This is a genomic window from Mesobacillus subterraneus (assembly GCF_020524355.2).
In the GTDB taxonomy this organism is placed as follows: Bacteria; Bacillota; Bacilli; order Bacillales; family Cytobacillaceae; genus Mesobacillus; species Mesobacillus subterraneus_C.
The window spans coordinates 4,005,263-4,017,347 of the sequence record NZ_CP129019.1; the positions used below are offsets into that span (position 1 = coordinate 4,005,263).

At 36.6% G+C, this 12,085-nt stretch carries 16 protein-coding genes and 1 pseudogene; 1 reads left to right on the top strand and 16 read right to left on the bottom strand.

Annotated elements, in window-relative coordinates:
* Positions 1–33: 33 nt before the first annotated feature.
* The 8 genes and pseudogenes from LC048_RS20830 to LC048_RS20865 form a co-directional block, all read right to left on the bottom strand.
* On the bottom strand, positions 34–1,284 hold the full coding sequence (locus tag LC048_RS20830) for a sugar ABC transporter substrate-binding protein (protein ID WP_226605558.1): 1,251 nt from the start codon (positions 1,282–1,284) through the stop codon (positions 34–36).
* A gap of 245 nt (positions 1,285–1,529) precedes the next feature.
* Positions 1,530–2,288, bottom strand: a complete 759-nt coding sequence (locus tag LC048_RS20835; protein ID WP_226605555.1) for a Nif3-like dinuclear metal center hexameric protein — start codon at positions 2,286–2,288, stop codon at positions 1,530–1,532.
* 162 nt (positions 2,289–2,450) lie between these two features.
* The gene (locus LC048_RS20840; RefSeq protein WP_226605553.1) at positions 2,451–3,110 is read right to left on the bottom strand and encodes a DUF429 domain-containing protein; all 660 of its coding nucleotides are present in this window, start codon (positions 3,108–3,110) and stop codon (positions 2,451–2,453) included.
* A gap of 42 nt (positions 3,111–3,152) precedes the next feature.
* A pseudogene (locus LC048_RS20845) lies at positions 3,153–3,515 on the bottom strand (hypothetical protein); the annotation flags it as partial.
* A 737-nt stretch (positions 3,516–4,252) separates the two neighbouring features.
* Positions 4,253–5,227 carry an LCP family glycopolymer transferase gene (locus tag LC048_RS20850; protein ID WP_226605551.1) on the bottom strand — a complete coding sequence of 325 codons (975 nt, stop codon included), beginning with the start codon at positions 5,225–5,227 and terminating at the stop codon, positions 4,253–4,255.
* A 38-nt stretch (positions 5,228–5,265) separates the two neighbouring features.
* Complete coding sequence (locus tag LC048_RS20855) at positions 5,266–6,141, bottom strand: LCP family glycopolymer transferase (protein ID WP_226605548.1); 876 nt, start codon at positions 6,139–6,141, stop codon at positions 5,266–5,268.
* The gene (locus LC048_RS20860; RefSeq protein ID WP_226605534.1) at positions 6,134–6,658 is read right to left on the bottom strand and encodes a sigma-70 family RNA polymerase sigma factor; all 525 of its coding nucleotides are present in this window, start codon (positions 6,656–6,658) and stop codon (positions 6,134–6,136) included. The genes LC048_RS20855 and LC048_RS20860 overlap by 8 nt, the downstream gene beginning before the upstream one ends.
* A gap of 718 nt (positions 6,659–7,376) precedes the next feature.
* Positions 7,377–7,799: a hypothetical protein gene (locus LC048_RS20865; RefSeq protein WP_226605531.1), complete on the bottom strand. Its 423-nt coding sequence runs from the start codon at positions 7,797–7,799 to the stop codon at positions 7,377–7,379.
* Between the two features lie 166 nt (positions 7,800–7,965).
* Here LC048_RS20865 and LC048_RS20870 point away from each other — a divergent pair, with 166 nt between their 5' ends.
* A complete protein-coding gene (locus LC048_RS20870; protein WP_226605530.1) occupies positions 7,966–8,190 on the top strand; it encodes a helix-turn-helix domain-containing protein in 225 nt (74 codons plus the stop codon).
* Between the two features lie 56 nt (positions 8,191–8,246).
* Here the strand turns inward: LC048_RS20870 and LC048_RS20875 are convergent, their stop codons facing one another.
* The 8 genes from LC048_RS20875 to LC048_RS20905 all read right to left on the bottom strand — a co-directional run bounded on the left by LC048_RS20875 (position 8,247) and on the right by LC048_RS20905 (position 12,074).
* Positions 8,247–8,804, bottom strand: coding sequence for a hypothetical protein (locus tag LC048_RS20875; protein ID WP_226605527.1), 558 nt, complete (start codon positions 8,802–8,804; stop codon positions 8,247–8,249).
* A gap of 2 nt (positions 8,805–8,806) precedes the next feature.
* Complete coding sequence (locus LC048_RS20880) at positions 8,807–9,268, bottom strand: Panacea domain-containing protein (protein WP_226605524.1); 462 nt, start codon at positions 9,266–9,268, stop codon at positions 8,807–8,809.
* Between the two features lie 176 nt (positions 9,269–9,444).
* A complete protein-coding gene (locus LC048_RS25190) occupies positions 9,445–9,702 on the bottom strand; it encodes a LexA family protein (protein WP_371931942.1) in 258 nt (85 codons plus the stop codon).
* Positions 9,699–9,917, bottom strand: a complete 219-nt coding sequence (locus tag LC048_RS20885) for a hypothetical protein (protein ID WP_306048697.1) — start codon at positions 9,915–9,917, stop codon at positions 9,699–9,701. Before LC048_RS20885 ends, LC048_RS25190 begins: the two co-directional genes overlap by 4 nt.
* A gap of 275 nt (positions 9,918–10,192) precedes the next feature.
* Entirely contained in the window at positions 10,193–11,086 is an 894-nt protein-coding gene (locus tag LC048_RS20890) for an N-acetylmuramoyl-L-alanine amidase family protein (protein ID WP_226605519.1), read from the bottom strand.
* A gap of 35 nt (positions 11,087–11,121) precedes the next feature.
* A complete protein-coding gene (locus LC048_RS20895) occupies positions 11,122–11,520 on the bottom strand; it encodes a phage holin family protein (RefSeq protein ID WP_306048699.1) in 399 nt (132 codons plus the stop codon).
* 32 nt (positions 11,521–11,552) lie between these two features.
* Positions 11,553–11,702, bottom strand: a complete 150-nt coding sequence (locus LC048_RS20900) for a hypothetical protein (protein ID WP_226605514.1) — start codon at positions 11,700–11,702, stop codon at positions 11,553–11,555.
* 45 nt (positions 11,703–11,747) lie between these two features.
* On the bottom strand, positions 11,748–12,074 hold the full coding sequence (locus tag LC048_RS20905) for a hypothetical protein (RefSeq protein ID WP_226605512.1): 327 nt from the start codon (positions 12,072–12,074) through the stop codon (positions 11,748–11,750).
* Positions 12,075–12,085: the final 11 nt, after the last annotated feature.

Consider the following 12,085-nt stretch of genomic DNA (forward strand, 5'->3'; position numbering starts at 1 on the left):
AAAGAGGGAGAACAGGTCCTCCCTCTTTATATTTTATTTACCCATTATAGCATTTGCATCTTCTTGTGCCTTTTTCATTACCTTTACTGGATCTTCCCCAGAAACAATTACTTTATCTAAAGATGAGCCAACAACTTCGTCATTAATCTTTAACCATTCGGTAATTCTTGGTCTTGCTACAGCTGTTTCCATTTGCTTTGAAAAAATACTTAGGTATTCATCTTCTGTATACCTTGGATTATCTGCAGCCTTCACATTAACAGGAAAGTTTCCAGTTACTTCAGACATAGTAATGGCGTTCTTGTCATTCGTTAAGAACTTAATTAAATCCCATGCAGCTTCTGGATACTCTGTATTTTCATAAATAACAATATCATCTCCACCCATGTTTGAATGTGATTGTTCACCTTCTTTATAAGGGATAAGAGAAACACCAAAATTCAACTCAGGGAAATTGTTTTTATAGTTGTCAACATCCCAAGCTCCACTAATCTTAGTAGCAATTAATCCGTTACCAAATGCATTTTGTGTATCACGTACGGATTGATCTGAATACTTCAGTAATTCGCTTAATAATTTTGCTGCCTCTAGAGCTTTTCCTTCTCCAAATGTAACTTTAGTTTCATCCTCGTTCACCATTGAACCTCCCGCACTGTGCACAAGAGATGGATATAGCCATGCTGCATAACCACCGTCACCAATACCTTCAAAGGCAGCAATTTCATTCTTTTTGTACACTTCTTTCGCAATTTCTACCCAGTCTTGAAAAGTTTCAGGAGGGTTTTCAACTAAATCCTTGTTATAAAAAAGGACAACTGTTGTTTGATTTAATGGAAGTCCATATAGTTCACCATCTACTAATACAGAATCTAATGCACCATTAAAGTAATCATCACGGTTAATTCCATTCTCTCCATCAGCATACTTCTCAACATTTAGCAAAACCCCATCAGCAGCAAACTGTGGCACTAAAGGTTGATCCAAATATGAAACATCTGGATTATTACCAACAGCAATTGTTCCGTTAAGTTTTGTATTAAAATCATCCTTAGGAATAAACGTTAATTTAACTTCAGTCCCAGTTTCCTCTTGATACTCCTTGACCAAATCCTTCAGTTTATTTTTACCTTCAATGGATTCAGGCTCATATACCCAAAAATCCAGGGTCGCGTCCTCTTTCTCTCCGCCTGCATTACTTTTACTAGTATCCTCGGAGCCAGAACATGCTGATAAAAGACCTAATACTAAAACTGCAATGATTGATAACAAGTATTGCTTTTTCATCTTTCTCCCCCTCAACAGAATAGGTTTATGTTATCGTTAACATTTATGTTTAAAAAAAACTTTTCATTCATTTTTCTTTTTTTATTAACACAGAACCTCTGTTTTTCCTAAACTTCCGCCTTTACTGAAGCGGTACAAACCAAGATGCAAAAATAATGTTAACGATAACACTACTATAGTATACAAACTAAATGTTAGCGTTGTCAATAACTTCTTATCTGATTAAAAATTTTAATTTTCATGCTTTAATTATTCACTTCATAATGCCCTTCATTAAGTCTCACTACTTCAAGTTCTTTTATATTCTCATTCAATTTCAATGCTAAACTTTCTATCCCAAAAAGCTCTGTGAAAGTATGACTCCCAATGATAAGATTGATTCGTTTAAACTGAGCATATTGAATCGTAGACAAATTGCATTCCCCTGTAATGTATACATCACACCCATTTTCAACTGCTTCTTTAAGGCAATCTGTTGGCGCTCCATTGCCACAGACCAAACCCACTCGTTTCACCTTCTTGTCATTGAACCGCCAAAATTTAACTGGTTCTTCAAGTAGATTTACCATACGATTTACTAATTCATTAAATTCGATTTTTTCATCAGATTCTGCGACTCTACCAAAATATAACCCTTCCCATTCGTGGGTTCTTTTTACAATTTCTAAATTCAATTTTTTTAATAAACTATCATTAGTTCCAAAATCACAGTCATCAAGCGGCAAGTGATTATAGTAGTGACTTATGCCATATTCCGCTAGTTTTTCTATACAAGCCTCTTTTAATTCATATAATTCACCCCATGCATCGTGGTGTGTCACCATCATATCAACACCCTGAATTCTCGCTTCCTCTATCGTATCAAGCGTTAAGTTAACACTGTACCCTAACTTCTTAACTTTTTTATCCGCATGGTATGTAAGCCCAGATTCCTTTGAATAGATTTCCTCATTTGTTATATTAAAAAGTTCATTAATTCTTTTAACAATATTTGAAACATCCATCTACTTACCTCCTCAGTTTCAACTTGTTTTGCCTTTAATCTCTTTATTACCTTGGTTGTAATCTAAGATGGAAAACAGTTGGTAACTGCAATGGATACTAAAGAAATAACAACTAACCGAACCTAACGTATTTTCAATACTTACGGCCAGCTACTGCTGAATTTAACAGCAATAGTCATAAGGATGCAGCGGGGGGCAGGCTGGGAATATCCACTTTGCACTATACGAAGGTGCCTTCCAGTGCCATGCACCTAACGCAGCTGCACATGCATCGATGGAATGGCTTTCTACCTCAATTTCAATAGGTAATTGTGTAAGTCCCTGCTCCGAAAGCCAATTTCGAATATAACTTCTAGCTGATTGTTCTTGTTTGTAAGCCAATACATATTCAATATTTTGTTTGGATAGTCTCGATCCAATTATGGCCCCTGGATGGACTTCCACTAAAGAAATGGGATAAACGGAGTTTAAATTCTCTATTTCTCTACTAAGCTTTATTCCTCTTAATGTTAAATACACCATTCTATTTAAGGTTGGAGGCATGATTGACCCAGATCTCATCCCTAAATTCACAATAAACTTTCTTAGTTCCCGGTCACTTTTTCTATCTTCTCCACCGTCTTCATAGGATAATGGTGCATCAATTCCGATAACGACCTCATCTAATTGACTTTGCTCAAAAATCTCTTTCAATATGTCCTGATCACTTAAATTATTTGCCCATTTAACCAATTGCAGGTGGTTTCCCTTTTGGTTAAAAATAGTGAGGACTGTATCCTTATGATTTCTTGGTCCTGATAGGTCAATTCCGATTATTCTCAAATAAAACCCTCACTTCCGAAAATTACAGGTTCACAATTTAACTTAGTGAACCTCCAGCAATTTTATCAGTCGAATGACCTTTTGATCGTCCCCAGTATCAATAACGACGAGCTTTGTTCTTTGAATGATTTTATTATAAAAATCTTTCCCAGCTGGATATCTACCATCCCAGCGCAAAGGGATATTGTACACATTAATCGTGCCGTCCCCATTACCACTATAAGTCACAGAACCATCCACCAAACGAGAACCCGCCAACTGGATGACATCCTCCGGATAACTGGCACTTGTCTCATCGTCAGGATTGAGTTTCTCTCCCGCTGGAATGTGCCGGACATTCAATTCATCGATTTCCTGATTGGGTCCTAGTTGCAGCCAAACTCGAGCGTACTCAATTTGATTACTTGTATATTTAGATAACCCTTCCCCGTTTGCCTGATGTTTACTTTTTTCAAAATCCTGGATCAGTACGACTTTGAATTCACCATCATAGGAGACCCAACTGACTGAATCCACGCGACTCTTATTTTTAACTTCAGGCAATTCATCCATGATTTGTTTCGCCATATCGAACATCATTTCAGTTTCTTCATAACTCTTCATATGTCCATTCTGAAATTTTTCGTTGATCTCCTGACTGTACTCTTCCGTATCTGGCAGCAATTTAACTGTATAATTCGTCATTCCTGAGTCGCTTTCCCATACGTCCGTTTCATAATGCGTTCCATCAATTTTATAGTGCGCATTCAGGTATTCGTCAATATTCATATTTTCTGAGAGTTGTTCATCTGAAGCACTATCTGTTTCAGACGGTTGCGCTTCCTCTCCATTGTCATCATCTAAGTCAGGAGAAGCAGTTTGATTTTCTTCCTCGTTTGCTGGTGACAGATCATTCTTCACTTCAGTCTGTGAGCAGTCTCCAACCATGACCAGTAAAGCCATCATTAGAACAATAAAAGGGGTGCCCTTCATATTTTAACCATCCTTTATGTACAGATTTAAATAATGTTCACCTTCGAAAATTCGTTAATCCTCCACTAGAATACCCTTAAAAGTTCTCCAAAACTGACAACTTCTTAAAGCAGACTTTTTCAATGGTTTCTATTAAGCTCCCATTCATAATAAAACAAAACTACAGTGTATTATTCTTTATTATTAAATTCAGAAATCATCTCGTGAACTTTTTGACGCTCTTCCTCTGAAACTACTACATACCACACACCATTTATTTCCTGACTTACACCATCAATTTGATAACTGATCGAGTTTTCTCTTGTATCACGATATTTTTTATATAAACTTTTCATTTCCTTAAATGTCAGGTTAGTTTTCAAATTATTCCCTAATGTATTTAAAATAGATTCAATACGGGTGATAGATCCAACACTCGCTCCCTTGTCAACTATACCTTGAATAACTAAACGCTGTCTTTTATTGCGTCCAAAGTCATTTTCCGGATCTTCTTTTCTCATCCTTCCATAACCAATTGCTTGTGGTCCATTGAGTGATATATTACCTTTTTCATAATGATATCCTTTTTTGTAGTAACCTTCGTCATACCACTCTAAAGGATTATCTACAGTTATACCGCCTACTGCATCTACTAAATCTGGTAGCCCTTCCATGTTCATCATCACGTAATAATCTAACTCTATATTCAAAAGGTTTTCAACAGTAGCAACTGAAGTATTAATTCCTTCTGCCTTACTATTATTAATTGTATAACCATGAACGTAAGAATGATTTATTTTATCTTCAACCTCTTTTCCATAGATTGGTGTTAAGGTATCTCGTGGTATACTAATTAATTGCATACTGTCATTTTTTGGATTTAAGGATAATATCACTAAAGTATCAGCCCGTCCAATATCATTGGTTCTCTCATCTACCCCCATTAATAGAATATTAAGGGATTCTTGTCCTTCTTTAATTTTTTCTGGGTTATTATCAATACTTTTAATAGTCTCTTGGATGCTTTTATCTACAGTATCTTTTACGTGATTGTATACATAAAGCAAATAAATACCTGCACAAAGAGCCAGAGTTATTATGATCAGAAATGATACCTTATAAGCCTTTTTCCCATTCTTTTGTTGTACTCTTGTGTGTTTCCCCATATTTAAGCCTCTCTATCTTACTGAAGTAGTTCATTTCACTATTTATCGCCCAAATGCTGTTTTAAAGTAGTAGACGTTTTTTCTAAAAGTTTTTGATTAATCTCTACATAATAGATACCGTTAATAACCTTTTCTTTTAGCCCCTTATTCATATCGATTACCTGAATGGAATCAGAATCACTACCCTGCATTTCATTAAGTATATCAATTGGAATATTAGTTTCACTTTCTTTTAAGAGTTTTTTTATTTTTGAAAAGGATGATCGTTCTTCAAGTGAATTTCCAACTTCATTAACCAGGATACTTTCATCCTTACCATCCACTCTAATTCCTAAATCTCGGTATATATCTTCTTCTGCAATAACTGAGTAATAATCAACAGAAATATTAAATAGATTTGACACTGTTATCAAGACTTGTTCAGGTTGGCGGTTTAAAGCAATAGCATGCATCAACTTATCCTTACCAATCATTTTTTCTTCAGAATTAAAAATCTCAACATATGTATCTCGAGGAATTGGAACTAACTTTATACTTTTTTCACTACCATTATAGGTAAGCAAAATATTGATATTACTTCTATGACTAGTAGAGTCCTTGCCCATTACTAATGCTGAAAATGAATAATCCTTCTGTTGAATTGCCTGCTTTAAATCTGGATTGGACATACTTGTGTCATTGCCTGAAAAAAGATTCGGTAAAAATAAGCCAATTGCTAAGAGAAATACCATTACCGTACCTAATACTGGCCCTATATATTGTTTACTCAAATAGACAATGGAGAATTTGCTTATCTTTTTTTTATCATTCCTTCTCTTGATTTTCTTGAAGGTTTCTTTCCTGTCTTCTTGAGTAAAGGTTAGATCTTCATCTTCCAAAGAAGTAAATAATTCTTTATTAAACTTGTCAACCATAAACATTCGCCTCCTCAATTAACAACTTTAACCTTTGCTTTGCCCTTCTTAACCTTGTTTTAACTGTATTAGGATTCATTTGTGTTACTTCAGCTATTTCGTCAATTGTTAAAGACTCGTAGTAATACAAAAAGATAACTTCCCGATAATTACTTGGCAAAGAAAAAATAAAACCTTTCACCTTCTTTTGTTCTGAATCCTTGATAATCTTGTCTTCTGGTGAAGGAAAAAAAGATGTAATAGCATTTTCTATAACACTCTTAGCATGAACTTTTCTATAATGCCAGCTTCCTAAATAATCTTTACACTGATTAATTGTGATTCTATATAACCAAGTTTTTATTGAGGACTCATAACGAAACTCATCTAGATATTCATAACATTTAATGAAGGTGTTCTGAACCATATCCTTTGCTGTTTCCTTATCTTTCACATAACTAAATGCTAGACGCACCAAATCACTTCCATGCTCTATCATTATTTCTTCCAATAGATTCTCTCTTGTATCTTTTTCCACAACTCCCCCTCTTTCCCGTGTTGTTCTGTAATTTTGCATCCTTTAGACGGAAGCCAGCTTATAATTGTTTCAGGATAACTTTATTTTCCTATGTTAACTCTTGCATGTTATGACCTTCAATTAGAATAAAGCAATTTTTTGTTGAATTGATTGACGTTGTTTACTAGAAATTAACGCACCCACATATAAAAAAATATAGTCTCTAAAAACAATAAATTGCCTATCATAGCGCTGATTGTATAGGACAAAGTATTTAGAAATAACACAAAAAGGCAGTACATGCATTTTAATAACAAAGAACAAATAGGGACGGTTCATGCGTCTCATTCAGGAAGCATATATCATTTCAATCAGTGTAATATGGCTATAAAAAAGCCTTATCCGCGAAAGGACAAGGCTCTCAATTTTATGCAAGTTCAATTTTCGCGACAGCTTCACAATGTGTCGTATGAAGAGGTGATTTTATAATCTTCTATAAAAATTTATAATGTAAAAATAAGAGGGCGTTCCAGTTAATTAAATGGAATCGCCCTCTACGAATGTATGTTCTAAAATGGTGAAAATGTGGTCAGGTGCGTGGTCGTGTGGTCAAAAAATGATGGCCAATAAAATCACTCCTGCCATCCCATAGAGATATGCTAAATCCTCTTCAGACAGAATTCTTGTTTTCACTATAAATGTGCCGTAGCTTCCCCTCACCTTTTTTAATTTAATCTCCCTAACCGATCCGTATTTTGATTTCTCCTGTCGTCTTGATTCTTTCTGGAACCGACCTTTCTGATCCCTGGACCTGGTGGTGACGTCCCTCGATATTGGTGATGTAGGTTCCTGACTTAACAACTCGGCTATAATCCTCAACTTCTCCCTTTCGGTCATCATGATCATTGACGTCCCTCTCCTCTCCTTTTGTTTTAGGTGATTGCTCCCTCCATAACGGAGTATTATCCAGCTCCCATAAAGGGGAGGGAAGAGGGACGTCAGCTTTTTGGTTTTGCTTCATCAACTTTAAAAATTCTTCCGAGTGCGCAGCTGTGAATAACGCTGCTCTGATGATTTGGTTCCGATCAAGGGTTGTGGATAGAAATATCTCATCCACATATTGTTGATAACAATCTGCATAACGTACGGTAGGTCTATACATTTCACTGCCTCCTTTTAGGCGTCTTGTGACGTCCTTGATAAAGAATATTGGGTCCTGCTTGTCCAATATTCCAACGGATTGGATAAAATTTAATTTATTGGAGAATGTTTAAGAAAAGGGAAATCTGACCAAGCTTTTGACAGATACGGTTTAGGAGGGGTTAGCATTGTTCGGACTCGGAAAAAAGAGATCTAAATTCGGCAAGTACCTGGATAAGCATTCGATTACTCAAAAGGAAGTGGCTAAGGAAAGTGGAGTCAGCAAGAGTACGATTAGTCGATTGTGTGATCCAGACGAAAGCGAGCCGACGCTTGGAGTTGCAAAGAAGATTGTTAAAGCGTTGAAAAGATATGACGGCCATGTGGATTATAAGGATTTTTGGGATATGTAAATTCCCAAGCGCTTGGGAAAATAAAAAGCTCTGCTGGAAGCAGAGCGCATACGATTTTAATAAACTATTGATTTACTATATTTGCAAACTGGACAAAATCCGTAATTATCATAATCCTTTTGATTGTATTTAATACTCTCATGAAGTAAATGGTGATAATCCACAAACACAGGGAAGATCAGATTTCTTTCTTGATTATAGACAGCTACCACTCGAATTGACTGGGTTAAACCGAGCTGCCAATAATTCAATGTGTTATCATCCTTGTCCAATAATGGTCTCCCGTGTATTTCCCTTATTACCTTTTCGGCTGTTTCTATTTTCCCTTTCGCCAGAGTATGGCAGTGGGGGAATTGTTTCTTTTGATTTAACTTTATGATATCCCAATTCTTTTGAACTGTCGGCAATATATTCTGGAATATCTCAAAAAAGTAACTTGCGAACTGCGCTTCGTCTTTTAATTTGTTGGTAAAATCCTTGTTGTTCACACATTTAAGCCAATTAGAATATGAGAAATCAAAAGATAAGGTATTACTTATCCCTTCTGGATGGACGGGATTCGTAATACCCTTTTTCTTTTGTACTGTATTCGTAACTTTTCCCCTTTTGCCCATATCTAGTCTTCCAGTCGCTCTACATAACAGTTAAACATATCTTCATCTGATATCACTTCGTTACATCGATCGAGTGGAGAATATCCTGATCTAGCATTTAACCAAGGAGATTCCTGGTGAGTAATAGATTCCAATTCATTTCCCGTATAACCACCGTATACGTTCCAGACCTGTTCAAGTACGTCGTGTGTTTCTTCGTCGAAAACAGGAATTTCTCCTTCATATCTTTCTATGGGTTGATAACCTTTGTGACGATACTGATCGTAGACACTATAGATAACCGGTCCGTGTACCCATGCTTCAAATTCAGCATCGAATAGCTTGTTATCCAACTCGTCGCTTGATTCGTTTTGAAGGGTCAAAAACCAGGCATATGAGTAATAAAGTAGTTTCTGGAGCTTCTTTGGTGACATGGATTCTTGAGAAAGAAACCATTTTATCACATCAGATAATGGATATGTCATGACCCTAACCCCCTTTTTTTCCGAATATTCGTTTCTTTTAGAATAAACAAAATAGTATTCGTGCATACTCTGTACATACATAATATATCACCAAATGTACAAAAATGAACAAAAATGAGCAAATATTAACAAAAAAATACTGGAAAATGTCCATATTTTTTCATATTGTTTTATTTTCAAATGATATTTGTATTCACTTTAATAGTTCTTGGCATTTTGGTTTCCCATGAAATCTTTCCTTTATCCTGTAACCGGTTTAAATACCGAAGCACAGTACTTGTGGAGCTTACTTGGGACTTCTTAGCGATTTCCCGTACGGTGGGTGAATACCCCTTCTTACTATAATAATCTTTAATTATTAATAAAATCTCTTCCTCTTGAGCCATCACGCGTTCAGCCCTTGATGGACGTCTAAAGTTGTAATACATGGTCATGCTCCCTTCCTTGATGGTCGAACTGGCTCGATCGAAAGGATATTAGCGAGGCTGAAAATCCTGGGTTGCTGTTTCAGGTAGCAATAAGCCTTTATGGTCAATTCGTTTACAGACAAAATCTTAACTTTTCTTTGGGATAACACACCATCATTGGACTGATAAATCATTTCATATGTATCACCTGATTCCCGCGCTCTTTCTAACATACCTTTCATCGATAAGACCTCCTTTTCTTTATTATACGAACAAATGTTCGTTTAGTAAACATAAAAAAAAGCCCCTCCCAGATAATGAGAAGGGCTTTTATCTTGCTACACTTATGAATTCGCCAAAACTCAGTATTAGCGTACCATTTAAGCATACAGCTAGACAATATATTATTTTTTACAAACTAATATTAACCAGGCAGTCAAGATTGTCACCCATAACCACCAGTATTTAATTAGCAACTCACCTTGTGTTAGGTGAATGAAATCATTTAGTATATTCATTATTTCTTCAGAAACTCTCCAACAGCATTAGAAGTTTCGAACAGATCGGAACCAGACAGGATTACAAATTTATCGCCCTTTAAACCTTTTTCATCCCCGCCTACAACATACACTTCTTTAGCAAGTCTTCCGGCAGGTAATCCATCACGAACATAAATAGGGGCTTTAATCTTTTTTGCTAATCTTTTGGCTGCAGGGAAATCATCCATTCCAAAAACAACAATTGCTTTTTCCAACATGTCATCTTCCTCCTTTGGTTTTGGTGCTGGTTTAGCAGCAGGTTTTGCAGCTGGCTTATCAAACGGGATACCGTACCAACGACAAGCAGACCTGGCTTTGACCAGCGCACAGCGTTTTCGATAATCATCTGATTTCAAAAGCTTATATGATTCAGGATTAGTCATGAATTCCCATTCGACTAAAACAAATATTCCTTTTGTTTCCCGGCACATGTGGAGGTCTGTCCATTCACCTGGCTCTGAGGCAAATAACCCGTCACCCCAAATCGGATACTTCTCGCGATCAGGAAACTCCTTCTTGTACTCATCCAGAATGATCTGTGCAAGCTTCTTTGCTTCTGAACTGGAATGCCAATAAAAGACACCGAACCCACGAACGGATTTCTTTCCATTCGCATTCGCGTGATCTGAAATACCAATGGCTTTTTTATTTCTGGCATACCGAGCGTTATAAAAGTTGGTTCTGGTTCTCAGAGGCACATCATTTCCATTGAAAGGCTGCGCTTCATAAGTTGTCATTATGCCCTCAAGCAATCTCTTTGTTTCTCTGCCAACGGCACTGTTGAATTCGAATTCAGGAAGTCCTGGCACACCTTTGCTTGGGGGATAGGTGTTCTTCCCGTGACCGAAGTCATTATGGAGCTCTTCATTCATGTGAATTCTCTCCTTTCAAAGTGAAAAGCTGCCCTTTAGGACAGCTTCTTTTCATCTGCTTTCTCACTATCCGCTTGAATGACATGAAGCTTATCTGCAATCACTGAAGGTACTTTAACGCCAATCTGAGCAAGGTTTTCAATAATAGACAATCCCTCATTTGCAATATAAAAAAGGACCGTGATAAATGCCACTGCCCCATTTAATCCCAATATTACATCGATAACATTTGCCAGGATGATGATCAAAAACACCCCGACTTTTCTTGCATAACCGTAAAGGGCGCTTCGACTCCTTAATCGTTTTTCCTTAATAGCTTTGAGCACTCCAGTGAATATATCAACGACCATTAGTATGACCAGCAGATCCAGAAACTTCACGGCTCCAAATAAGTATGCATGTACAATCCTAAGTTCTTCAAAAGTAATAAACATTCTCTTTCCCCTTTCAGATGAAAGTTATAATTTTAGTTAACCGTCGGCTGATAATCACCAGCTAAATACTCCACGCCACTATCTTTCAAGTGTTCGTATACAGCAGGTTTTAGTGAATCCGGCACATCCTGGAAGGCTGTCTTTCCCAAAATCACTCGCTGCGCAAAAAATAATGCCATCATATCTTCATCTCCTAAAATAGTATTTTAATAATAAAAAACGAACCTTCATGGATAAAACATCATCGCCATTTCAGCGATTAGTTCCTCATGAAAGTCCGATCTATCAGTAGCTGCTTGTATTTGTGCTTTCAGTAAAGTGTTTTCCTGCTTTAGGATTTCCATTTCAGTAGGTTCCTTCTGTGGATGATCAACCGAATATTTATATTCATCAGTTGCCCCTTCAGTCCATTCTGTGCCGGTCCATTTTGGCTTGTAAAGTCCTTCCGGAACAGGATTAGTGATTATATCACTTTGTAAAACATCTGTTGGTAATACAATCACGGGATCTACAATGAATCCGTTCGCATCAATTTTATTAGCTTCAAAATACATAGTGTCAACTC

Bases quoted from the DNA above. Each gene is read 5' to 3' on its own strand.
- LC048_RS20830 (WP_226605558.1), bottom strand. From the start codon at position 1,284: ATGAAAAAGCAATACTTGTTATCAATCATTGCAGTTTTAGTATTAGGT.
- LC048_RS20835 (WP_226605555.1), bottom strand. From the start codon at position 2,288: ATGGATGTTTCAAATATTGTTAAAAGAATTAATGAACTTTTTAATATA.
- LC048_RS20850 (WP_226605551.1), bottom strand. From the start codon at position 5,227: ATGGGGAAACACACAAGAGTACAACAAAAGAATGGGAAAAAGGCTTAT.
- LC048_RS20855 (WP_226605548.1), bottom strand. From the start codon at position 6,141: ATGGTTGACAAGTTTAATAAAGAATTATTTACTTCTTTGGAAGATGAA.
- LC048_RS20865 (WP_226605531.1), bottom strand. From the start codon at position 7,799: ATGTATAGACCTACCGTACGTTATGCAGATTGTTATCAACAATATGTG.
- LC048_RS20875 (WP_226605527.1), bottom strand. From the start codon at position 8,804: ATGGGCAAAAGGGGAAAAGTTACGAATACAGTACAAAAGAAAAAGGGT.
- LC048_RS20880 (WP_226605524.1), bottom strand. From the start codon at position 9,268: ATGACATATCCATTATCTGATGTGATAAAATGGTTTCTTTCTCAAGAA.
- LC048_RS25190 (WP_371931942.1), bottom strand. From the start codon at position 9,702: ATGACCATGTATTACAACTTTAGACGTCCATCAAGGGCTGAACGCGTG.
- LC048_RS20885 (WP_306048697.1), bottom strand. From the start codon at position 9,917: ATGAAAGGTATGTTAGAAAGAGCGCGGGAATCAGGTGATACATATGAA.
- LC048_RS20890 (WP_226605519.1), bottom strand. From the start codon at position 11,086: ATGAATGAAGAGCTCCATAATGACTTCGGTCACGGGAAGAACACCTAT.
- LC048_RS20895 (WP_306048699.1), bottom strand. From the start codon at position 11,520: ATGTTTATTACTTTTGAAGAACTTAGGATTGTACATGCATACTTATTT.
- LC048_RS20900 (WP_226605514.1), bottom strand. From the start codon at position 11,702: ATGATGGCATTATTTTTTGCGCAGCGAGTGATTTTGGGAAAGACAGCC.
- LC048_RS20905 (WP_226605512.1), bottom strand. From the start codon at position 12,074: ATGTATTTTGAAGCTAATAAAATTGATGCGAACGGATTCATTGTAGAT.